Here is a 19897-nt window from a genome sequence, read left to right on the forward strand (position 1 = left end):
CCAGTGAAGCTCCTCGCCAACTCGCGCCAGGTGGCGCTGCCCGCCGCGATCCTGCTGCTGGTGCTCGTGATGGTCGTGCCGATCCCGGCCTTCCTGCTCGACATCTTCTTCGTCGCCAATATCGCGATCAGCTTGGCCGTGCTGATGGTCGCGCTGAACGCGCAAAAGCCGCTCGACTTCTCGTCCTTTCCGACGGTGCTGCTGTTCGCGACGCTGTTTCGCCTCGGCCTCAACGTCGCCTCGACGCGCGTCGTGCTGGTGCATGGGCACGAGGGCGAGGCGGCGGCCGGCCATGTGATCGAGGCGTTCGGCAGCTTCCTGATCGGCGGCGATTACATCGTCGGCATCTTCGTCTTCGCGATCCTGATGATCATCAACCTGATCGTGGTGACGAAGGGCGCAGGCCGCGTGTCCGAAGTGTCGGCGCGCTTCACGCTCGATGCCTTGCCCGGCAAGCAGATGGCGATCGACGCCGATCTCAACGCCGGCCTGATGACGCCCGACGAAGCCAAGAAGCGCCGTGTCGAAGTGGCGACCGAAGCCGATTTCTACGGCTCGATGGACGGTTCGTCGAAGTTCGTGAAGGGCGACGCGATCGCCGCGATCCTGATCCTGGCGGCGAACATCATCGGCGGCCTGATCCTGGGGCCGGTCAGCCACGGGCTGTCGATCGCCGAGGCGGCCAAGACCTATACGCTGCTGGCGATCGGTGACGCGTTGGTCGCGCAGCTGCCGGCGCTGATGCTGTCCATCGCCGCCGCCGCGATCGTGACTCGCGTGTCGAGCGAGAAGGACCTCGCCGGCCAGATCGGCAGCCAGTTCGGTAGCCCGCGCACCTGGACGCCGGTGGCCGGCATCCTGGGGCTGCTGGGCGTCATGCCGGGCATGCCGCACCTGATCCTGCTGCCCGCCGCCGCGATTGCCGGCTTCACCGCGTGGAAGCTCCACAAGATCGCGCAGCGCCCCGCGCCGGTCGAGGAGGTCGCCGCGCCCGAGCCGGTCGACCAGTCGCGCATCGGCTGGGAGGAAGTGACCGACGGCATGATGGTCAACCTCGACATCGGCTATGGCCTCGTGCCGCTGGTCGACGAGCGCAAGGGCGCGCCGCTGATGGGCCGGATCACCGGCGTGCGGCGGCAGCTGTCGAAGGAACTCGGCTTCGTGGTGCCGCAGGTGAAGGTGCGCGACGATATCAACCTGGCGCCCTACACCTATCGTCTGCTGGTCGGCGGCGTTGTCGTCGGCGAGGACCAGGTGTCGCCGGACGAGATGCTGGCGCTGGATACCGGCACCGGCTTCGGCGAGTTGCAGGGCAAGAAGGCGAAGGATCCGACCTTCGGCCTCGACGCGACCTGGATCGCGCCGGGCGATGCTGATGCCGCCACTGGCGCGGGTTATCTGGTGGTCGACAGCGGGACGGTGATCGCAACTCACCTCAACCATGCGCTGGGCCAGAATGCCGCCGATTTGCTGGGCGCGGACGAGGTACAGGCGCTGCTCGACGGGCTGAAGGAGCGCAATCCGCAGCTCGTCGCCTCGATGGTGCCGCAGCCCTTGTCGCTCACCACGCTGACCAGCGTGCTGAAGGCGCTGCTGAACGAGGGCATCACGCTCAAGGAATTCCGCCGCATCGCCGCCGCCATCGCGGTGGTGGCGCAGCGCACGCAGGATGCCGAGGAGATCGTCGAGTTGATCCGCCCGGAGCTGGGCCCGCTGATCATCCAGAAACTGTGCGGCGTGCGCGAGCCGCTGCGCGTGATGACGCTGGAGGGTGGCCTCGAAGGGCTGCTCGGCCAGGCATTGCGGTCCGATCCGTCGCGCCGCCACGTTGTCGAGCCCGAACTCGGCCGCCGCATCGTCGATGCGCTGCAGCGCGCCGCCCAGCCGATGATCGCCGAGGCCAAGCCCTTTGCGCTCGTCGTGCAGCCCGCGATCCGCGTCGCGATCCGCAAGTTGGTCAAAACCTGTCTGCCGGATACCCCCGTCATGAGCTTCTTCGAAGTCCCCGAGGACAAGGCCGTCGAGGTCGTCGCCGTGATCGGCGCGAACGATACGCATCCCGTGATCGGTGCGGGCCAGCCGCAGATGGCGGTGGCGGCATGAGCGCGATGCCCCAGCAGGCCCAGTTCCAGCAGGCCCAGCAGGTGATGCCGCTTACCTACACGCCGCGCAGCCGCGCGCGAGAAGAGGGCGCGCTGGTCCGTGAACACCTGCCGCTCGTTCGCCGGCTCGCCTGGCATGTGCATGGCAGCGTCTCCACCGCGGTCGAGGTCGAGGATCTCGTGCAGGTGGGGCTTGTCGCTCTGGTTGAAGCGGCCGGCACCTTTGAGGACCGCGGACAAGCGACGTTCAAACAATATCTCACCACGCGGGTGCGCGGGGCCATGATCGACGAGCTTCGCCGGCACGCCGCGATGACGCGCGGGGCGATCAAGCGCCGTCGCGCTTATCAGGGTGCCATCAAGGCGCTGACCCATGACCTGCGTCGGTCGCCGACCGAAAGCGAGATTGCGGGCCGATTGGAGATCAGCGTGGAAAAGCTGCGCGCTGATTATGCGACGGCGGAGGCGATGCAGTTCGATTCGCTTGACGAGGTCTATGCGGATGATCAGCCCTGGTTTGCGAGTGACGAGCCCAGCGCCTTCGAGCAACTGGCGGAAGGGCAGGTGCGCGATCGCCTGATCGCCGCGATTGCCGCGCTGCCAGAGCGAGATCAGCTGGTGATCCAGCTGTATCACGTCGAGGAGTTGAACCTGGATGAAATCGGCGCGGTGCTGGGTGTCGGTGCTGCGCGGGTCTGCCAGATCAAGAGCGCTGCGCACGCCAAGCTGAAGAAGGCGATGGCGCGCCTTTGAGCGCTGGCGGTCGGCCTTGAACGAGAGATCCTTGGTGCCCGAACCGCTGCCCTGTCGCCGCGCCGATTAACTCAGATCAACCGGAAACTCGGGAACGGACCACGCTGTCCGCGCGTAGGATCGGTCCATGCCTGCGCCTGTCACACCATTATTCCCCTGGCGCCACGAGGACCAGGACCGATTCGAGCGCCTGTTGCAGGTGCATGTTCAGGACCGGCTTTTTCCGTGCGTCGGTGCCAAGGCGGCGCTCGCCAAGGGCACGTTGAGCGTTCTGGCCTGCAACCGCATCGACAGCGGGTGGGACGATCTGCGGATTCACGACGGCCTGTTGCGCTTCGCGGCCGCTTATCGCGAGGAGCCGGCGCTTTACCGGAGCTATGCCGTCGTCTTCAACGGTCCGGAGAATTTGAGCGAGGCGGAATTCGAACGCGCGCTCTGGGCTCGGATCCAATCCTTGTCGGACAAGGACGTATGGCGCGGCCAGGAATATGACGCCCGCGTCAGCCCCGATCCCGACGATGTTCACTTCTCGCTGAGCTTCGGCGGCGAGGCCTTCTTCGTCGTCGGTCTCCATCCCAACGCCAGCCGTCCGGCGCGCCGCTTCGCGAAGCCGGCGCTGGTCTTCAACCTGCACGACCAGTTCGAACGGCTGCGTGCCGATGGCCTGTACGAAAGCATGCGCGAGAAGATCCTCGTGCGTGACGAGGCGCTGGCGGGATCGCGCAACCCGATGCTAGCCCGCCACGGGGAGGCAAGCGAGGCCCGCCAATATAGCGGCCGCGTCGTGGATGACGGCTGGACCTGCCCCTTTCACTACCAAGGCCAGAATGACTGACCCCATTCGCATTCCCGAACGTAGCGGGACGGCATTTCACCTGCCCTCAGGCGCCCTGCTCGAAGTGATCGATCCCAAGGGCGTGCAGGTGGCCGATCTGCTCGCCTTCAACGCGAATGACGTCGGCGAGGCGATCTCCTCCGGGCGGACGTTCGATTACGCGGAAACGATCTATCTCACGACCGGCCACACCCTGTATTCGAACAGGTCGCGGCCGATGCTGGAAATCGTCGCCGACGATGTCGGGCGGCACGACTTTCTGCTCACCCCGTGCAGCGTGGATACCTTTCGCCATTTCTATCCCGACAAGCCTCTCCACCGGGGCTGTTTCGGCAACCTCGCTGCCGCCCTCGCGCCGCACGGGATTACCGAGGACATGATCCCGAGCGCGTTCAATTGCTTCATGAACGTGCCGGTCGACGGGGAAACTGGGAAGCTGCGTGTGCTGCCGCCGATCAGCAAGGCTGGCGACAGGATAGTGTTTCGCGCCGCGATGGACTTAATCATCGGCCTGACCGCTTGTTCAGCCTATGATTCCAACGGCGGCAGCTTCAAACCCATCGACTATCGCGTGCTTTCACCCGAATTGGTGGAAAGTACCTGATCTATATCAGGAATGAACACCCGCAGGGAACTCGCGCGCTCCGCCTATGTTCGGCAATCATACCCCCGGCACGGGAAGTTATTCCCGCGTTGGGGCGCGTCAAACGGAGGAGGAAGCAAGTGAAAGCACTGTCGAGTTTTGCCATCGCTGCCACGGTCATCATCGCCAGCCCGGTCGCGGCGCAGGCATTGTCGCCTTCTGACTTCGTCACCAAGGCCGGTGCGAGCGACCTTTACGAGCGCACGTCAAGCAAGCTCGTTCTGGAAACGACCAAGAACCAGAAGATCCGTCAGTTCGCTCAGATGATGATCACCGATCACACCAAGAGCACCAACGACGTGAAGATGGCCGCCAAGCAGGCCGGCGTCACCCCGCCGCCGCCCGCACTTGATGCGGACCAGTCGCGCATGGTGGCCGAGCTCCGCCAAGCGCGCGGCGAGGCGCGCGATCAGGCGTATGTGACGCAGCAGAAGGCGGCGCACCAGAAGGCGCTGGCGCTTCACCAGGGTTACGCGCAGTCCGGCACCGCCGCGCCGCTGAAGGCCGTGGCCGCCAAGACTGCACCGGTGGTCCAGCACCATCTGGAAATGCTGAACGGCATGTAATGGCGTAAGGGTGGCCGAAAGTTCGCGATGCCGGCGCGCCGGTTGAACTCGCTTCGGCCGTCTGCCCCTTATCGCTAATCGCAAAAGAGCCCCGGCAGCCTGACGGTTGCCGGGGCTCTTTGATGTGTCGGCTCCAACCCGATGATCGGGGGCGGGGCCGGAGCCGCAGAGGCGCTTAGCCGAGGAGCTTCAGCACGCCCTGCTGCGACTGGTTCGCCTGGCTCAGCATCGCCGTCGACGCCTGGCTGAGGATCTGGGCCTTGGCGAGGTTGGTGGACTCCGCGGAAAAGTCCGCGTCCTCGATCCGGCTCCGTGCGTCGGCCAGGTTGGTCGCGTTGCTGGTCAGGTTGTTGACCGCGCTTTCCAGCCGGTTCTGCGACGCACCGAGGTTCGCACGAACGGTGGCAATCTGCTTCAGCGCAGCGTCAAAGGCGTCGAGATCCGGCACGACCGGCGCGGTGGCATCTGAATCGCCAGTCATGCCCTTTTCGGTGGCGGCCAGATCAACAACGTTGGCCAGGGCGTTGTCCGTGGTCGCCGTCAGCTTGTCGATGCTGATCTTGATGTCGTCGCCCGAATTCGCACCGGCCTGGATCGAGAATTCCTTGGCCGCGTTGCCGGTGCCGCCGGTGAACAGCGCCTCGCCGTTGAATTCGGTGTTCTTGACCACTGAGCGGATCTGGTCTGCCAGCGCGTTCTGTTCGGCGTAGATGTTCTTCTTGTCGTCTGCCGAATAGGTGCCGTTCTGCGACTGCACGGTAAGCTCGCGCATGCGCTGAAGCATGTTGCTGACCTCGTCCAGCGCGCCCTCGGCGGTCTGCGCCAGCGAGATGCCGTCATTGGCGTTGCGGATGCCCTGGTTCATGCCGCGGATCTGCGAGGTCATCGAGCTGGCAATAGCTAGGCCGGCAGCATCATCCTTTGCCGAATTGATGCGCTTGCCGGTCGAGAGGCGCTCCATCGCGGTCGACAGCGCGTCCTGCGCCTTGATTGAAGCGTTGCTGGCGCGCAGCGACGAGATGTTGCTTCCGATGACGGTCATGTTTCTGGCTCCGAATAATCTGGACGGGCCGCCGCCCCCGGGCGGTTGGCCATGCCATCCGCACCAACAAACGGCCGAACGGCGCAGGACTTAAGCGGTTTTTGTTTGCGAAAAGCCCCGGCGACCTGGGGTCGCCGGGGCTGTCGTGTCGTATCGGCTCCGTTCCCCTGTGCGGGGGCGGGGCCGGAGCCGCGGTGCGGGATCAGCCGAGCAGCTTCAGCACGCCCTGCTGCGACTGGTTGGCCTGCGACAGCATGGCGGTGGACGCCTGGCTGAGGATCTGTGCCTTGGCGAGATTGGTGGACTCTGCGGAGAAATCCGCATCCTCGATCCGGCTGCGCGCATCCGACAGGTTCGTCGCGTTGCTGGTGAGGTTGTTCACCGCGCTTTCCAGACGGTTCTGCGTAGCGCCCAGGTTGGCGCGGGTCGTGGACACGGCGGCAAGCGCCTTGTCGAACTTGTTGAGATCGGTGCTGGCGAAGGCAGCCGCGGTGACGTCAATTGCGGAAGCGGTGGCGCCCGCCACGGCGATGATGTCGGCGTTGGTGGTCAGCGTATCCAGTTTCAGGTCGATGCTGTCGTCAGACGTGGCGCCGGCCTGGATCTTCACCGTTCCGGTGGTGCCCGCAGTGCCATTGAACAGCTTCTGGCCGTTGAACTCGGTGTTGGCCAGAACGTCGGTGATCTGGGTCGACAGCTGGTCCATCTCCGCCTTGATGTTCTTCTTGTCGTCGCCCGAATAGGTGCCGTTCAACGCCTGAACGCCCAGTTCGCGCATGCGCTGGAGCATGTTGCTCACCTCGCCCAGCGCGCCTTCGGCGGTCTGTGCCATCGAGATGCCGTCATTGGCGTTGCGGATGCCCTGGTTCATGCCGCGGATCTGTGCGGTCATCGAGCTGGAGATGGCGAGGCCGGCGGCGTCGTCCTTTGCCGAGTTGATGCGCTTGCCGGTCGACAGGCGCTCCATGGCGGTCGACAGCGCGTCCTGGGCCTTGGTCGATGCGTTGCTGGCGCGCAGCGACGAGATGTTGCTTCCGATAACGGTCACTGATGTTCTCCGATAATCCGGCATCCTGCACCGCCCCCGTGGCGAAGATCCGGATACCGCCACTGCAAACGGCCGGGTTGGCGCAGGCTTTAGCAAAAAGTTGCTGGGACGCGCCGTGCGCTCGCGGCAACCGGGGTGCGGCGGGCAACAACACGGAAAAAGCCCCGGCAGCCGCACGGCCACCGAGGCTTGTCCTCCGCCCGAATGATCAGGCGGCGCCGCTGGAGCCGACACCCGCAAGGAAAGCGGCGCCGGCTCCGTTCAGTGGATTAGCCGAGCAGGCGAAGCACGCCTTGCTGCGACTGATTGGCCTGCGCCAGCATCGCGGTGGACGCCTGATTCAGGATCTGCGCCTTGGCGAGATTGGTCGATTCTGCGGAGAAGTCCGCGTCTTCGATCCGGCTGCGCGCATCGGACAGGTTGGTGGCGTTGGAGGTCATGTTGTTGACCGAGCTTTCCAGCCGGTTCTGCGTCGCGCCAAGGTCGGCGCGAGCCTTGGACACTTCCTTCAGCGCGTCATCATAGGCTGCGAGGTCGGAGACGTTGTCCTTGTCGGCAAAGGTCTCGTCGGTGATGACCTTCAGCTTGGAATCGGTTGCCGCGAAGTTCGTCGACTTCAGCGTGAGCGATGTGTCCCCGGTCTGGATGTTGAAGCCGGTGGCCGCGTCCGCGTCGAACAGCTTCTTGCCGTTGAACTCGGTGTCGGTGACGACCGAGCTGATCTGCTCCTTCAGCGCCTTCTGCTCGGCGCGAATGTTGACGCGATCCTCGTCCTGATAGGTGCCGTTCTTCGACTGGACCTCAAGCTCGCGCATGCGCTGGAGCATGTTGCTCACCTCGTCCAGCGCGCCCTCGGCGGTCTGCGCCATCGAAATGCCGTCGTTGGCATTGCGGATGCCCTGGTTCATGCCCTTGATCTGCGCGGTCATCGAGCTAGCGATGGCAAGGCCGGCCGCATCGTCCTTCGCCGAGTTGATGCGCTTGCCGGACGACAGGCGCTCCATCGCCGTCGAGAGAGCCTTGTTGGCGCTGGTCGAGGCATTGGCGGCGCGCAACGCCGAGGTGTTCGAGGCGATAACGGTCATTTCGATCTCCGAGTGATTCGACGGAAACCGCAAGCCCCACTTGCGGGCGTCGATCCGTCACCACCCCAAACGGCCGGCAACCGGCAAAATTTAGCCGGAATTTGCCGGCCGCCGGCAAGTTGCTGCCTGTGCATGGAAAATCCTGAACGAAGGCGCGTCCGCATATTGCGCTGGTGCGGCAATCCACCGGCAGATTCCGGCCGGCCGGCTGCCGGTTAAACAGGCCGTTAACCACTGCACCGATATGGACTGAATCATTCGTAAGGGATCAAAGATGCGCTCGATCGTTCCATCCATAACGGTTGCTGATGCCCATGTGGCGTTGGTCTCGTCATTGCGGGCGCAAGGCTTCTCGATGACGGCGCCAACCGGTCGTCCGCACGCTGATACGGCGTGGCTGGTGGCAGAAGGGGAGGCATCGCCCGTGCCGTCACGGACGGTGGTGCTGGCCCGTGGGGAGCGCAGGGTGATGCCGTTTCGCGACGGTGCGCCCGCTCGTCTCACGTTTGATCATGCGGATTCCGTAGTCGGGAACGCCTTTGTTCGCGCACTGGCCGGCGGGCCCGAGCTGCCGACCGCCGCCGATCCCGAAAGCCTCGCCCTGTTCGCGCTCGCCGAGCGGGTGGCAGAGGCCGATATCACCGTGCTCATCAACGGCCCGACCGGCACCGGCAAGGAAGTGCTGGCGCGCGCGATCCATCGCAATTCGGCGCGGCGTGACGGACCGTTCATTGCCATCAATTGCGCAGCGCTGCCGGAAACCATGCTGGAGGCAATGCTGTTCGGCCATGTGAAGGGCAGCTTCACCGGTGCGTCTGCCGCAGGCGACGGCTTCTTCCGCGCCGCCAATGGCGGAACCATCGTGCTTGATGAAGTGGCCGAAATGCCGCTGCCGCTTCAGGCCAAGCTGCTGCGCGTTCTTCAGGAGCGCGAAGTGGTGCCAATCGGCGCGACGCATCCGGTACCGATCGACGTGCGCGTGGTGGCCTGTGCCAACCGCGATCTTCAGGAAGAGGTTGCTGCCGGACGCTTCCGCTCGGACCTTTACTATCGCCTTTCGGTCTTTCCGCTGACCACGCGCGCGCTGGCTGACCGCGCACAGGATGTGCCGGCGCTCGCTGCCACCATGATCCTGCGTCACGCCGGTTCTCGCGCAGTCGTGCCGTGGCCCTCGCATGAGGCGATTGCCAAGCTCAGCAGTCACGACTGGCCGGGCAATGTGCGTGAGCTGGAGAATGTGATTCAGCGCGCGCTGCTGTTCTGTGGCGGGGATACGATCGAGGCCGAGCACATCGTCTTCGACCGGGCTGCCGCGCCGCGCCCGCCAGTGTTCGCCAACGAGCCTGCCGCGCCCGGTTCGGCGACGCTGGGATCGGTCGTCCAGCTCTCCGAATTTGCCGCCATTCGTGAGACTTTGAAGGCGTGCGGCGGAAATCGTATCGAAACTGCCCGCCGCCTCGGCATTTCGGAACGAACCTTGCGTTACCGTCTCGCGAAGGCGCGCGAGCAGGGTGAAGAGATCGCTGCGCCGCATGATCGGAGACTGACGGCATGAGCGGTGTTGGAGGTGTAGGCGGGATCGACCGGGTGATGGCGCTGCGTGCCCAGATCCTGGAACGTAACGCTGCGCTGAGCCGGGCGAACGCGACGGTGGCTGCGGCAGACACGACGCCCGCGTCGGGTGCGCAGCAGGCGGGCAGCTTCGCCGCAACGATGGAAACGGCGCTTCAGTCGGTCAACAACCAGTCGCAGAAAGCGTCGGCCCTGTCCGAAGCGTACGAGCGCGGCGAAACGGTGGATATCGCCAAGGTGATGCTCGCCCGCCAGGAAGCCTCCGTCGGCTTCGAAGCGACGCTGCAAGTCCGCAACAAGATCCTGTCCGCGTACAAGGACATCATGAGCATGCCGGTCTGATATGGCTAACGCACTCGCCCCTTCGAACGCCGTGATCCCTGAACGCTTCGCCAATCCGCTGAAGCAGATCCAGGGTGTCTTCGCGCAGCCTGCGGTCCGCAAGGCGGGCCCGATGGCGCTGATGGTCAGCCTCATCGGCGCCTCCGCCCTCGCATGGTCGGCATTGTCCACGCCGCCGCAGAAGATGCTCTATTCGGGCCTGCCCGATGCCGACAAGGCGGCCGTCACCCAGGCGCTGTCCGCCGCCAGCATCGACAGCCAGATCGATGACGCGACCGATGCCGTGACGGTGAACGAAGAGGATTATTCCCGTGCCCGCCTGCTGCTCGCCGGCCAGGGCCTGCCGAAGGCGGCGCCGGGTGGTTATGCGATCCTCGATCAGCTGCCGATGGGCGTCAGCCGCGCCGTGGAAGGCGAGCGACTGCGCCAGGCACGCGAGACCGAGCTCGCACGCTCGATCCAGGAGATCGACGTCGTCACCGAGGCGCGCGTGCACCTGGCGATGCCGGAATCGAGCGTGTTCGTGCGCGACAATGCGCAGCCAAGCGCCTCCGTTGTGGTGAAGCTGCAGGGTGGCCGTGCGCTGAGCGAAGCGCAGGTGCAGTCGATCATCAATCTCGTTGCGTCGTCCGTGCCGGGCATGAAGCCCGAAGCGGTGACGATCGTCGACCAGATGGGCGGGCTCCTTTCCAAGCCGGGCGGCGCCGGGCAGAGCGGCACAGAGCAGCGCATTGCCCTGCAACAGCAGGTCGAGGAAAAGTATCGCACGCAGCTGATCCAGCTGCTGACGCCGCTCGTCGGGACCGGCAACTTCACGGCCGAGGTTCAGGCCGACGTCAACATGGACGAAACGTCCGCAACGCGCGAAAGCTACGACAAGGAAGGCGCGCTGCGTGCCGAAACCGGCAATTGGACCGGCAACCAGGCGCAGGACGGACAAGCGCCCGGCGGCATCCCCGGTGCGCTCAGCAACACGCCGCCGCCCGCCGCCGCGCTTCAGCAGCCGCAGGCCGCGACCGGCGCCAATGGGCAGGCTGCGCAGGCCGGTCAGCCGGTCGCCGGCGGCCCCGCGCCGAACCCGAACAAGCAGTCGGACCAGTTCGCCCGCTCCTACGATCTTGGCCGCGAAGTCTCCGTTACGCGTGCAGCGCCGGGCGGCGTCAAGCGCCTGTCCGTCGCCGTGCTGCTGCGCGAGCCGGAGAAGGGCAAGCGCACCGCGATGGAGATCAACCAGATCACCGAGCTGGTCCGCTCTGCCGTTGGTTATGATCAGGCCCGCAACGATCAGGTGACGGTAATCAGCCGCAAGTTCGCCGGCGAGGCGGATGCGGCAAATGACGGTCCTGCCTGGTACGACAACAGCTGGATGCCGGTCATCGCCCGCAACCTGACTGCGGTGATTATCGCGCTGCTGGTGCTGCTGCTCGGCGTCCGTCCGCTGGCCAAGGCGCTGATGAAGAAAAAGGAAGAGGCGGAGGCCCCGGGCCGCTCGGCGCTTGGCTTTGCCGCGGATGGCACCGCCGCGGGCGAGGAGGGCGAGGCCGCTCGCGCTGAGATCGCCGTCGCCCCGCCGGTGACACTCGACGAGATCGAGGCGAGCCGCAATTACGATGAGCGCATCGGCAAGGTGCGTGGCTTCACCCGCGACAATCCGGCGCGCGCTGCGCTGGCGGTGCGCGACATGATGAAGGCGACCGCGCAGTGAGCGAAGTCGCGCTTCGCACCTTCACCGGCACCGAGCGTGCCGCGGTGCTGATGATGCTGGTGGGCGAGGAGGAAGCCGCGGCGATCCTCCAGAAGCTGGAGCCCGACGAGGTGCGCGAGCTGGGCCGTGCTATGTACACCGTTGCCGACGTCAGCGAAGCCGACGTCGAAGGCGTACTCGACGATTTCGTCGGCCGCGCCCGCGAGCGGACCGGCATCACCTTTGATCCCAAGCCCAAGATCGAGGCCGTGATGCACCGCGCGCTGGGGCAGGAGAAGGCGGAAAGCGTGCTTGCTCGCATCACGCCGCCGGAAGCGGCATGCGAGATCGAGCTGCTCGACTGGCTGGACGCGACCGACATCGCGGCGATGATCGAAAAGGAGCATCCGCAGGTCTGCGCGCTGCTGATCGCCAACCTCGATCCCGCAGTCGGCGCGCAGGTGCTGGAACTGCTGCCCGATGCGGCGCAGCCCGAAATCCTGCACCGGATCGCGAAGCTTGGCCCGATCACGCCCGAGGCGGTCGAGACGCTGAAGACGATGATCGGCAGCCGCGCCGTGAGCGCCGCGCAGGGCACGCAGGTGAAGCTGGGCGGTACGCGCGAGGCGGCGAAGATCCTGCAGGGCGCACGCAAGGCGACCGAGCAGCGGGTGATGCCCAAGCTGTTCAAGCTGGACAAGGAAACCGCGCGGGCGATCGAGGAGGCGATGTTCGTCTTCGACAACCTGCTCGACATGGACGACAAGAATCTGGGCACGCTGATCCGCAACATCGACAGCGATATCCTGACCCGCGCGTTGAAGGGCGTGGACGAGGCGGCGCGCAATCGCTTCCTCGGCTGCATGTCCGCTCGCGCCGCGGACGGCATCCGCGACGAGATGGAAGCGCGCGGCCCGATGCGCCTGTCCGAGGTGCTCGATGCGCAGAAGGCGATCATCGCCATCGCCCGCACGCTCGCCAAGGACGGCACGATCATGATGGGTGGGGGCGAAGACGATTATGTCTGAGGCAGCCATGTCGGGGGCAGCGGCCAATGTGTTCGTCGCCGGCTTCGCGCCGCGCCAGGACGATGCGGCGGTTCGCCTGCAGCGGGTCTTTGCCGAACGGCCTGCCGGCTTTGCACCCGGCGATCTGATCGCGCGGATCGAGGAGGCGTTTTCTGCCTCATCGCAGCCGCACGGCATGCCGGTGCCAGAGCCCGAAGCAGCGGCACAGCCGCCCGCGATGGATCCAGTCGCTGCCGCCATGGCCGAAGTGTCGGCGATCGACCCTCTGGTCGAAGCTCATCAGGCCGGCTTCGACGCGGGCTATGCCGCTGCGCGCGCGGAATATGAGGCATCGGCCGCTCGCGACCTCGCGCTGATCGAGGGGATTGCCGCCGCGCTGAAATCCGACGAGCGGATCGATCGGGAACGGATTGCGCGGCAGCTTCGCCAAACGGTGCTGCATCTCGTCGGCGGGCTCATCGGCCAGACCGGCATTGCCGGCGATCTCCTCGCCGGGCGGGTCGAGGCGGCCGCCGAGCTGCTCGCCGATCAGGCGGAAAGCGCTATCCTGCGCGTGAACCCGGAGGATGTCGGCCTGCTCCATGGCCGCCTGCCGGACACGATCTTTGCCGTCGGCGATGCAACACTGGCTCGTGGCTCCTTCGTGCTGGAGGCTGCCTCCACCATCGTCGAGGATGGGCCGGACCTCTGGCTGGAACAGCTCACCAGCGCGCTCGACAAGGTCGCCGTTCCCGCTCTCTGACCATCGCATCGTCGGGGGCGATTGCGCCCACCGTCGCTGGTTATCCAGGATCGTAGATGCTCAACCGTTTCACCGCCGATTACCTTGAATCGCTGGGCAACGCCGATTTTCGTCCGGCGCCCAAGGTCGCTGGTCGGCTCGCCTCTTATGATGGCCTGTTGATGGAGGCGGTCGGCCTGACGCTGCCGGTCGGCACGATATGCCGGATCGGTGATGCGCGCGTGGGCGTGGAGGCGGAGGTGATCGGCTTTCGCAACGGCCGCACCTTGCTGATGAACCTCGGCGGACCCGCCGCGCTGCTGCCGCAGATGCCAGTCCGCCCGACCGGGGCGCCGGGCGAGGCGGAAGTTGGCGAGGCACTGCTCGGCCGCGTCGTTGATGGTGCCGGCAATCCGATTGATGGCCTCGGCCCCATTCGCGGCGCCGGTCGGTGGCCGCTCGCCGGCAAGCTCCAGTCCCCGCTCGATCGTGGCCGCGTGCTGGAGCCGCTGGACGTGGGCGTGCGCGCGATCAACGGGCTCCTCACCATCGGCAAGGGCCAGCGCGTCGGTATCATGGCGGGTTCGGGTGTCGGCAAGTCGGTGCTGCTCGGCATGATGGTGCGTGCGGCCAAGGCCGACGTGATCGTCATCGGCCTGATCGGTGAGCGTAGCCGCGAAGTTGCCGACTTCCTTGAAACCAAGGTGGCGGGCGAGGCGCGCAAGCGCTCCGTCGTGGTTGCCGTTCCGGCCAATCACTCGCCGGTGCTGCGCATCCGCGGCGCGCTGCGCGCGACCGCCATTGCCGAGGCGTTTCGTGACGAGGGCAAGAACGTGCTGCTCATCATGGATTCGCTCACCCGCGTGGCGCACGCCGGGCGCGAGATCGGCCTGGCGCTCGGCGAGCCGGCATCGGCGCGCGGCTATCCGCCGTCGGCCATCGCGATGCTGCCCAATCTGATCGAGCGTGCGGGCACCGACGTGAACACCGGCGGCGCGATAACCGCCATCTACACCGTGCTGGCGGATGGTGACGACGGCAATGATCCGGTGGTCGATTCTGCCCGCTCGATCCTGGACGGCCATATCGTGCTGAGCCGCGCGCTCGCCGAACATGCCGTTTATCCCGCGATCGACGTATCCAAATCGGTTAGTCGCGTGATGACGGATATTGCGGTTAAGCCGCACGTCCAGGCCGCGCGCGTGCTGCGTCGCCATCTCGCGACCTACGAAGAAAATCGCGATCTGGTGCTGATGGGCGCCTATCGCGCTGGCGCGGATCCCGCGATTGATGCTGCCATCGCTTACCATCCCGCCGTCATGGAGTTCATCCGCCAGGATGCCGACGCCAGCGTCTCGCTCGATGATGCGGTGGCGGAGCTGACCGGCGTGTTCGGCGATGGATAACAAGAAGCTCCAGCGCGTCCACCGCGTCCGCACGCTGCAACTGGGCCTTGCCCGTGCGGCGGAAATACGTGCGCAGGAGCAGGTCGCCAGCGAAACCGCCCTGTCGCAGCGGATCGCCCAGCTCGCTTCCGCCGTGGCGCCGGGGCAGGGAAGTGGCGCCGCCGTCTCCTTCGCCGCCATGGCGCATTATCGCGAAAAGCTTCACCGCAACGCCGAAGTGGTCGAGAACCGCGTGCGCAACGCGGCGGTGGAGGCAGAGCGAGCGGCAGAGGTGACCCGCTCGGCAAAGCGCGATCAGACGGCGGTCGAAAAGCTGATCGCCCGCGGCGAGGCAGAGGCGGCGCTGCGCGCCATCCGCGCGCTGCAAGATGCGCCGCCGACACGAAAGATCCGGCACGATCCTTGCTGATGGATTCGTCGACCTAACGCGACGAGACACCCATCACCGCTATGCTGCCGATCCCGTTCCTGTCTCCTAGTCCGGCCATGCCCGGGGCACCGGGCGCCTTGCCTGCCGCGGCGCCGGCGGGTCTGGACTTCTCCGCGCTGCTGCCCGGCTTCACAGTGCCGACCCTTCCTCGGCAGCGTGACGGCGAAGGCGGCAACATCTTGCCGGCAGTGCCCGGCAAGGATGAGGAAGCCGGCAATGACGCCTCGGCCGCGATCTGGATCGCTCCGCCCACCTGGCTGATTTCTTGCCCGCCGCCAGCCAGTATCGGCGCCGGGGAGGACGCCCCCGCGCTGCCCGCCAGCGGACCGGTGCGATCTGCCGATGTGCCGCTCTCCCCGGGGCAACTCACCGCTTTGCCCGTCCACGCGCCCGGGGCGGAGCAGGTCACCGCATATCACACGCTGGCCGATCCCGGCGCGGCAGTGATTGCAGTGCCGGGTACGGCGCATCCCCTGTTTGCTGCAACGCCGCTTCCGACGTCGCCCGGATCGGCCGTGCCTGACGTGCTCGCCGCCGCAGTCACGTCAGTCGAGTCCTTCGCCGTCCCGTTACAAGCCCGTAATGCATCGACCGCAGAAACGCAGGATCTGGCGCTGCCGCCGACCGTGAATCCCGCCGCTGCCCCGGCTGGTCAGCCCCACGCCGGGGAAGCAATCATGTCTGCCCCCGGGCAGGGCCGCTCCCCGGTTTCCGAAACGGACGGTGCCTTCGTCACGCCATCAAACCCGGGACTGAGCGCGCCCACGGTGCAGCAGGGATCACCAGCACCGCTCCAGAAGGTTCCGGCCGAACAGGTCCGGCTTGACCAAGAACCTGCGGCCTCCATGCCGGCGCCGGTCTTGGAAGACCGTGTCTTCGTCGGCTCTGCCCGGAGCGAGCCGGAGCGGATCGAAAACGCCAGCAACGGTGCGTCTCGGCTAGCGTCGCGGCCCCAGCTTCCCGCAGGCGCCACGTCCCAAATTTTTCCGTCAACGCAAGCGGGGCAGGTCGCTCCAGCCGCACAGATGTTCGCTGCTGCCATTCATCGCGCCGTGCGTGACGATCGGGCGGCAGACCAGGGGGAATTGCTGATCGCGCCGAGTGCCGCGCCCACGGCCGACCTCGCACCCCATCCTGTCGCCGCTATCGAAGGCGGCCGCCACGCTGCGCTTGATATGTTTCGCGATACGTGGCCGGCGAAGATGATCGAGCGCATCGAGATGATCCGCGACGCCATGGATGCGGTGGATACCAGCATCCGCCTGGTGCCCGACAAGCTCGGCACCATCGACGTGTCATTGCGGCGCGACGGGGATAGGGTCGCAGTGCAATTCCATGCGCAGCAGGCCGAGACTCGCCAGTTGCTAGCCGATGCGCAACCGAAACTGGCCGAACTCGCCGAGGCGCGTGGCCTGAAGCTGACCGCGCAGGCCGGCCAGGGTGACGGGCAATCGCAGCACTCCCACCAACAGCAGCGCGCGCCGTCGCCGGCGCCGCTCTCCCCCCACCGGCCGGGCCGCATCGCATCCGATGATGATGCCGCGCTCGCCGACGAACGAATCGCGTGACTGGCAAAAGGCGTTGAGCAGTGAGTGACAAGGATAAGGGCGCGACCGAATCGGCGCCGAATAAGAAGGGCAAGCTGGCCAAGATCCTGGTGATCGCGGGTGGCACCATCGTGCTCATCGGCGGCGGCGTCGGCGCCGGCCTCTATGCCGCAGGTTCTGGCATCATCGGCGGTTCGAGCGCTCATGCGGAGGACGAAAGCAAGCCGAAGCTGGTGCCCAAGAGTGATCAGAAGCGGGCCGAAGAAGGTAGCGGATCAGGGGGCGGCCACGGCGGCGACGCCGGCGGCGGCGGGTCGGGCCATGAAGGCAAGCCGACGCCGGAGGGGACTGGCGGCGAGCGCTATGCGTCCAATTATTTCGCGCTGGAAAAGGAGTTTACGGCGAACCTTCAGGACTCCGTCCACTTCATCCAGGTGGGTGTGGCGGTCTCCACGCCCTATGACGACACCGTCATCCAGAACATCAAGACCAACGATATCGCGATCCGCTCTGCGATCCTGATGGCGCTGGGCGACACCACGGAAGACCAGGTCTTTTCCTCGCAGGGCAAGGCCGCGCTCGCAAAGCGGCTGACGGCCGCCATCAACAACACGCTTGAACAGAAAGAAGGCTTTGGCGGCGTCAGTAACGTCTACTTTACCAATTTTGTTGTTCAGTGACCTCACATGGTTAACGCCAAGCCAGATCTTCCTCGCGAGCGGCGAGAGCGCCCCCGCCCGCAGGCCGTCCAGACGAGCGGCCTCGGGCAGGCGAAGCTCAATCCGTTCGGCGACCTGCACACGTTGCAGCACCTTTCCGCGCGGCTCGCGCGGGGACTGCGCGGCGTGTTCGAGCCGCTTTTGCGTCAGGAAGTGCGGGCTTGGGCCGAACCGCTCGCGGTTCAGCGATTTGCTGATTACCGGGCCGAACGTCCCGACAAACTGACGGCGTGGCTGCCGCTCGGCATGGATGACCGGCCGGCGTTGCTGGTTCTGGACGGCAAGTTCGTGCTTGAACTGCTCGACTTCTTCTTCGGCGGCACTGGCGCTGCGCCTGCGGAAATGCCGGCGGAATTCTCGCCCGCGGCCGAGGCGATGGTGGCACGCCTGGGGCAGATGATCGCCGTGCCGCTCACGGCCGCCTGGGAGCCTCTCGCCCGCGTCAACTTCACTGTCGGCCGGTGCGAGGCGAATGCCTCGATGCTCTCCAGCTTCGACGGCGACGACGCGATGATCGTCACCCGGTTTGGCATTGCGCCCGGGGGCGCGAAGCCGTCGTTTATCGATCTGGTCTATCCGGTGACGGCGCTAAAGCCGCACGGCACGGCGCTGACCGGCAAGGTCGTGGCGAAGGCGGCGGCGGAAGACGCCTTGTGGCAGACCGCGCTCACCCGCGCGGCGATGAACATCCGCTTTCCGGTGCGCTCGGTTCTCGCCGAGCCGACGATCCGCCTGTCCAAGCTGATGGCGCTTCAGCCCGGTGACGTGATCCCGATCAGCTTCGGTCAGGACGTGCCGGTGATGGTGGGCAACGACCGCCTTGGCACCGGCACCGTGGGCACGTCGAACGGCCATGCTGCGATCAAACTGACCTCGCTCGCTTCTCTCGAAGGATTGACCCAGTGAACGACATGAGCGGCGGCTTCCCGCCAAAGGACATGGGCGATGGCGCCCTCGCCGCGAATTTCCGCCTGCTGCAGGACGTCGATGTCAAGCTGACGGTGGAGATCGGCTCCACGCAGCTGACGCTGCGCGAGCTGCTGGCGCTGGGTGAATCGAGCGTGATCGAGCTGGATCGGCAGGCCAACGAGCTGCTCGACGTGTTCGTTAACGGCACGCTCATCGGCCGCGGCGAAGTGGTGACGGTGGGCGACCGCTTCGGCGTGCGGATGACCGAGCTCGTCAATCCCGACAAGCGCGGCTGACCATCTGCGATGATGTGGTCCTATATCCTGAAGCTGATCGTGCTGTTGCCGCTCGTCTGCGGCCTGATGATCGGCTGCCTGTATCTGTGGCGGCGGCTGGAAAGCCGGATGCCGGGTCGCACCGACACGCGGCTCATCAACGTCAAGGAGACGATGATGATCTCGCCGGGTCTGCGGCTCGCCGTTGTGGAATTTGAAGGCAAAAGGCTGCTGGTATCCGTTGGGCGCGGCGGGGTGACGCTGGTCGATCGTGCTGACGCGCCGAGGACCTTTTCGTGAGCGTCACCCGCGTCGGCAACGGCCCGGCCCTGTTTCGCAATGCCGAGCACAACCGCCCGGCTGAATTCTCGTGGGGCAAGGTGCTGCTGATCGCCTTCGCCTTCTTGGTGGCAGTCCTCGTCGCCATGCCAGCCTTCGCGCAGGTCGCGCCGATTGCGCCCGCGGCGCCGGCGCCGTCCGCACCAGGGGCAGGGGACGCGGTCGATCGCGCGCTGGGGCAGCTTGGCGGTGGACCGAATGGCTCGGGCTCGATGTCGCTGTCGCTGCAGGTCCTCATCATCATGGGCCTGCTCAGCATTCTGCCAGGCATCCTGCTGATGATGACCAGCTTCACCCGGATCATCATCGTGCTGTCGATCCTGCGCCAAGCGATGGGCCTGCAGCAGACACCGCCCAATCAAGTGCTGATCGGCCTCAGCCTGTTCCTGTCGCTGTTCGTGATGGCGCCCGTCATCAGCCAGATCAACACCACCGCGATCCAGCCCTATGCCGCCGGGCAGATGGGCGGCACCGACCTGATCAAGACCGCCGGCGCACCGCTTCACGCCTTCATGGTGAAGCAGACGCGGGTGAAGGACGTGACGATGTTCGCCGAAATGGCGAAGTCGGGCCCGTATGCGACGCCCAACGACATTCCCTATTCGGTACTGCTGCCGGCGTTCGTGACCAGCGAACTGAAAACCGCGTTCCAGATCGGCTTCCTGATCTTCCTGCCGTTTTTGGTGATCGATCTGGTCGTCGCGACCGTGCTGATGGCGCTCGGCATGGCGATGCTCAGCCCGACGATCATCTCCTTGCCGTTCAAGCTGCTGTTGTTCGTGCTGGTCGATGGCTGGGCGCTGACCATGGGTAGCCTCGCCAACAGTTTCGCCGCGTAGCGCGGCGCCGGG

21 protein-coding genes are annotated in these 19897 nt (G+C 65.9%); 18 read left to right on the forward strand and 3 right to left on the reverse strand.

What is annotated here, in order from left to right; translation table 11 throughout:
• Window positions 1-3 precede the first annotated feature (3 nt).
• From flhA to LQ954_RS01200, 5 genes are all read left to right on the forward strand, one after another.
• Window positions 4-2103, forward strand: a complete 2100-nt coding sequence (flhA, locus tag LQ954_RS01180; protein WP_330999923.1) for a flagellar biosynthesis protein FlhA — start codon at window positions 4-6, stop codon at window positions 2101-2103.
• Complete coding sequence (locus LQ954_RS01185) at window positions 2100-2855, forward strand: sigma-70 family RNA polymerase sigma factor (protein WP_231021527.1); 756 nt, start codon at window positions 2100-2102, stop codon at window positions 2853-2855. Before flhA ends, LQ954_RS01185 begins: the two co-directional genes overlap by 4 nt.
• Window positions 2856-2982: 127 nt before the next feature.
• Window positions 2983-3690, forward strand: coding sequence for a guanitoxin biosynthesis heme-dependent pre-guanitoxin N-hydroxylase GntA (gene gntA, locus LQ954_RS01190; protein ID WP_227771319.1), 708 nt, complete (start codon window positions 2983-2985; stop codon window positions 3688-3690).
• Window positions 3683-4294, forward strand: a complete 612-nt coding sequence (locus LQ954_RS01195; RefSeq protein ID WP_231021530.1) for a DUF1989 domain-containing protein — start codon at window positions 3683-3685, stop codon at window positions 4292-4294. Before gntA ends, LQ954_RS01195 begins: the two co-directional genes overlap by 8 nt.
• A gap of 119 nt (window positions 4295-4413) precedes the next feature.
• Entirely contained in the window at window positions 4414-4899 is a 486-nt protein-coding gene (locus LQ954_RS01200) for a DUF4142 domain-containing protein (RefSeq protein WP_227771321.1), read from the forward strand.
• Between the two features lie 175 nt (window positions 4900-5074).
• On the opposite strand, the gene LQ954_RS01205 is transcribed toward LQ954_RS01200, so the two are convergent.
• The 3 genes from LQ954_RS01205 to LQ954_RS01215 all read right to left on the reverse strand — a co-directional run bounded on the left by LQ954_RS01205 (window position 5075) and on the right by LQ954_RS01215 (window position 8074).
• Entirely contained in the window at window positions 5075-5941 is an 867-nt protein-coding gene (locus LQ954_RS01205; protein ID WP_227771322.1) for a flagellin N-terminal helical domain-containing protein, read from the reverse strand.
• A gap of 202 nt (window positions 5942-6143) precedes the next feature.
• Window positions 6144-6989 (reverse strand): flagellin N-terminal helical domain-containing protein, encoded by an 846-nt coding sequence (locus LQ954_RS01210; protein ID WP_227771323.1) that lies wholly within the window; start codon window positions 6987-6989, stop codon window positions 6144-6146.
• A gap of 269 nt (window positions 6990-7258) precedes the next feature.
• Complete coding sequence (locus LQ954_RS01215; RefSeq protein ID WP_227771324.1) at window positions 7259-8074, reverse strand: flagellin N-terminal helical domain-containing protein; 816 nt, start codon at window positions 8072-8074, stop codon at window positions 7259-7261.
• Window positions 8075-8348: 274 nt separating this feature from the next.
• On the opposite strand from LQ954_RS01215, the gene LQ954_RS01220 reads away from it, so the two are divergent.
• The 13 genes from LQ954_RS01220 (at window position 8349) to fliP (ending at window position 19885) form a co-directional block, all read left to right on the forward strand.
• A complete protein-coding gene (locus LQ954_RS01220; RefSeq protein ID WP_231021532.1) occupies window positions 8349-9629 on the forward strand; it encodes a sigma-54 interaction domain-containing protein in 1281 nt (426 codons plus the stop codon).
• Window positions 9626-9988: a flagellar hook-basal body complex protein FliE gene (gene fliE / locus LQ954_RS01225; protein ID WP_231021534.1), complete on the forward strand. Its 363-nt coding sequence runs from the start codon at window positions 9626-9628 to the stop codon at window positions 9986-9988. The genes LQ954_RS01220 and fliE overlap by 4 nt, the downstream gene beginning before the upstream one ends.
• Window position 9989: 1 nt before the next feature.
• On the forward strand, window positions 9990-11693 hold the full coding sequence (gene fliF, locus LQ954_RS01230) for a flagellar basal-body MS-ring/collar protein FliF (RefSeq protein WP_231021535.1): 1704 nt from the start codon (window positions 9990-9992) through the stop codon (window positions 11691-11693).
• Window positions 11690-12700, forward strand: coding sequence for a flagellar motor switch protein FliG (gene fliG / locus LQ954_RS01235; RefSeq protein ID WP_227771328.1), 1011 nt, complete (start codon window positions 11690-11692; stop codon window positions 12698-12700). Before fliF ends, fliG begins: the two co-directional genes overlap by 4 nt.
• Window positions 12693-13442: a FliH/SctL family protein gene (locus LQ954_RS01240; protein ID WP_231021537.1), complete on the forward strand. Its 750-nt coding sequence runs from the start codon at window positions 12693-12695 to the stop codon at window positions 13440-13442. The genes fliG and LQ954_RS01240 overlap by 8 nt, the downstream gene beginning before the upstream one ends.
• Window positions 13443-13498: 56 nt before the next feature.
• Window positions 13499-14827: a FliI/YscN family ATPase gene (locus tag LQ954_RS01245; protein WP_227771330.1), complete on the forward strand. Its 1329-nt coding sequence runs from the start codon at window positions 13499-13501 to the stop codon at window positions 14825-14827.
• A complete protein-coding gene (locus tag LQ954_RS01250; protein WP_227771331.1) occupies window positions 14820-15236 on the forward strand; it encodes a hypothetical protein in 417 nt (138 codons plus the stop codon). The genes LQ954_RS01245 and LQ954_RS01250 overlap by 8 nt, the downstream gene beginning before the upstream one ends.
• 77 nt (window positions 15237-15313) lie before the next feature.
• Window positions 15314-16825, forward strand: coding sequence for a flagellar hook-length control protein FliK (locus LQ954_RS01255; RefSeq protein ID WP_231021538.1), 1512 nt, complete (start codon window positions 15314-15316; stop codon window positions 16823-16825).
• Between the two features lie 20 nt (window positions 16826-16845).
• On the forward strand, window positions 16846-17484 hold the full coding sequence (locus LQ954_RS01260; RefSeq protein ID WP_231021540.1) for a flagellar basal body-associated FliL family protein: 639 nt from the start codon (window positions 16846-16848) through the stop codon (window positions 17482-17484).
• A gap of 6 nt (window positions 17485-17490) precedes the next feature.
• Window positions 17491-18429: a flagellar motor switch protein FliM gene (locus LQ954_RS01265; protein WP_231021543.1), complete on the forward strand. Its 939-nt coding sequence runs from the start codon at window positions 17491-17493 to the stop codon at window positions 18427-18429.
• The gene (gene fliN / locus LQ954_RS01270) at window positions 18426-18728 is read left to right on the forward strand and encodes a flagellar motor switch protein FliN (protein WP_046407812.1); all 303 of its coding nucleotides are present in this window, start codon (window positions 18426-18428) and stop codon (window positions 18726-18728) included. The genes LQ954_RS01265 and fliN overlap by 4 nt, the downstream gene beginning before the upstream one ends.
• 9 nt (window positions 18729-18737) lie before the next feature.
• On the forward strand, window positions 18738-19007 hold the full coding sequence (locus tag LQ954_RS01275; protein ID WP_125944174.1) for a FliO/MopB family protein: 270 nt from the start codon (window positions 18738-18740) through the stop codon (window positions 19005-19007).
• An 80-nt stretch (window positions 19008-19087) separates the two neighbouring features.
• On the forward strand, window positions 19088-19885 hold the full coding sequence (fliP, locus tag LQ954_RS01280) for a flagellar type III secretion system pore protein FliP (protein WP_443026609.1): 798 nt from the start codon (window positions 19088-19090) through the stop codon (window positions 19883-19885).
• Window positions 19886-19897 lie beyond the last annotated feature (12 nt).

Source organism: Sphingomonas sp. IC-11, assembly GCF_021043365.1.
Taxonomy (GTDB): Bacteria; Pseudomonadota; Alphaproteobacteria; order Sphingomonadales; family Sphingomonadaceae; genus Sphingomonas.

Coding starts and splice junctions, on each gene's coding strand:
- LQ954_RS01215 (WP_227771324.1), bottom strand. CDS start 8,074: ATGACCGTTATCGCCTCGAACACCTCGGCGTTGCGCGCCGCCAATGCC.
- LQ954_RS01205 (WP_227771322.1), bottom strand. CDS start 5,941: ATGACCGTCATCGGAAGCAACATCTCGTCGCTGCGCGCCAGCAACGCT.
- LQ954_RS01255 (WP_231021538.1), top strand. CDS start 15,314: ATGCCCGGGGCACCGGGCGCCTTGCCTGCCGCGGCGCCGGCGGGTCTG.
- LQ954_RS01220 (WP_231021532.1), top strand. CDS start 8,349: ATGCGCTCGATCGTTCCATCCATAACGGTTGCTGATGCCCATGTGGCG.
- LQ954_RS01240 (WP_231021537.1), top strand. CDS start 12,693: ATGTCTGAGGCAGCCATGTCGGGGGCAGCGGCCAATGTGTTCGTCGCC.
- fliF (WP_231021535.1), top strand. CDS start 9,990: ATGGCTAACGCACTCGCCCCTTCGAACGCCGTGATCCCTGAACGCTTC.
- LQ954_RS01245 (WP_227771330.1), top strand. CDS start 13,499: ATGCTCAACCGTTTCACCGCCGATTACCTTGAATCGCTGGGCAACGCC.
- LQ954_RS01185 (WP_231021527.1), top strand. CDS start 2,100: ATGAGCGCGATGCCCCAGCAGGCCCAGTTCCAGCAGGCCCAGCAGGTG.
- LQ954_RS01275 (WP_125944174.1), top strand. CDS start 18,738: ATGATGTGGTCCTATATCCTGAAGCTGATCGTGCTGTTGCCGCTCGTC.
- fliE (WP_231021534.1), top strand. CDS start 9,626: ATGAGCGGTGTTGGAGGTGTAGGCGGGATCGACCGGGTGATGGCGCTG.
- LQ954_RS01250 (WP_227771331.1), top strand. CDS start 14,820: ATGGATAACAAGAAGCTCCAGCGCGTCCACCGCGTCCGCACGCTGCAA.
- gntA (WP_227771319.1), top strand. CDS start 2,983: ATGCCTGCGCCTGTCACACCATTATTCCCCTGGCGCCACGAGGACCAG.
- LQ954_RS01195 (WP_231021530.1), top strand. CDS start 3,683: ATGACTGACCCCATTCGCATTCCCGAACGTAGCGGGACGGCATTTCAC.
- LQ954_RS01265 (WP_231021543.1), top strand. CDS start 17,491: ATGGTTAACGCCAAGCCAGATCTTCCTCGCGAGCGGCGAGAGCGCCCC.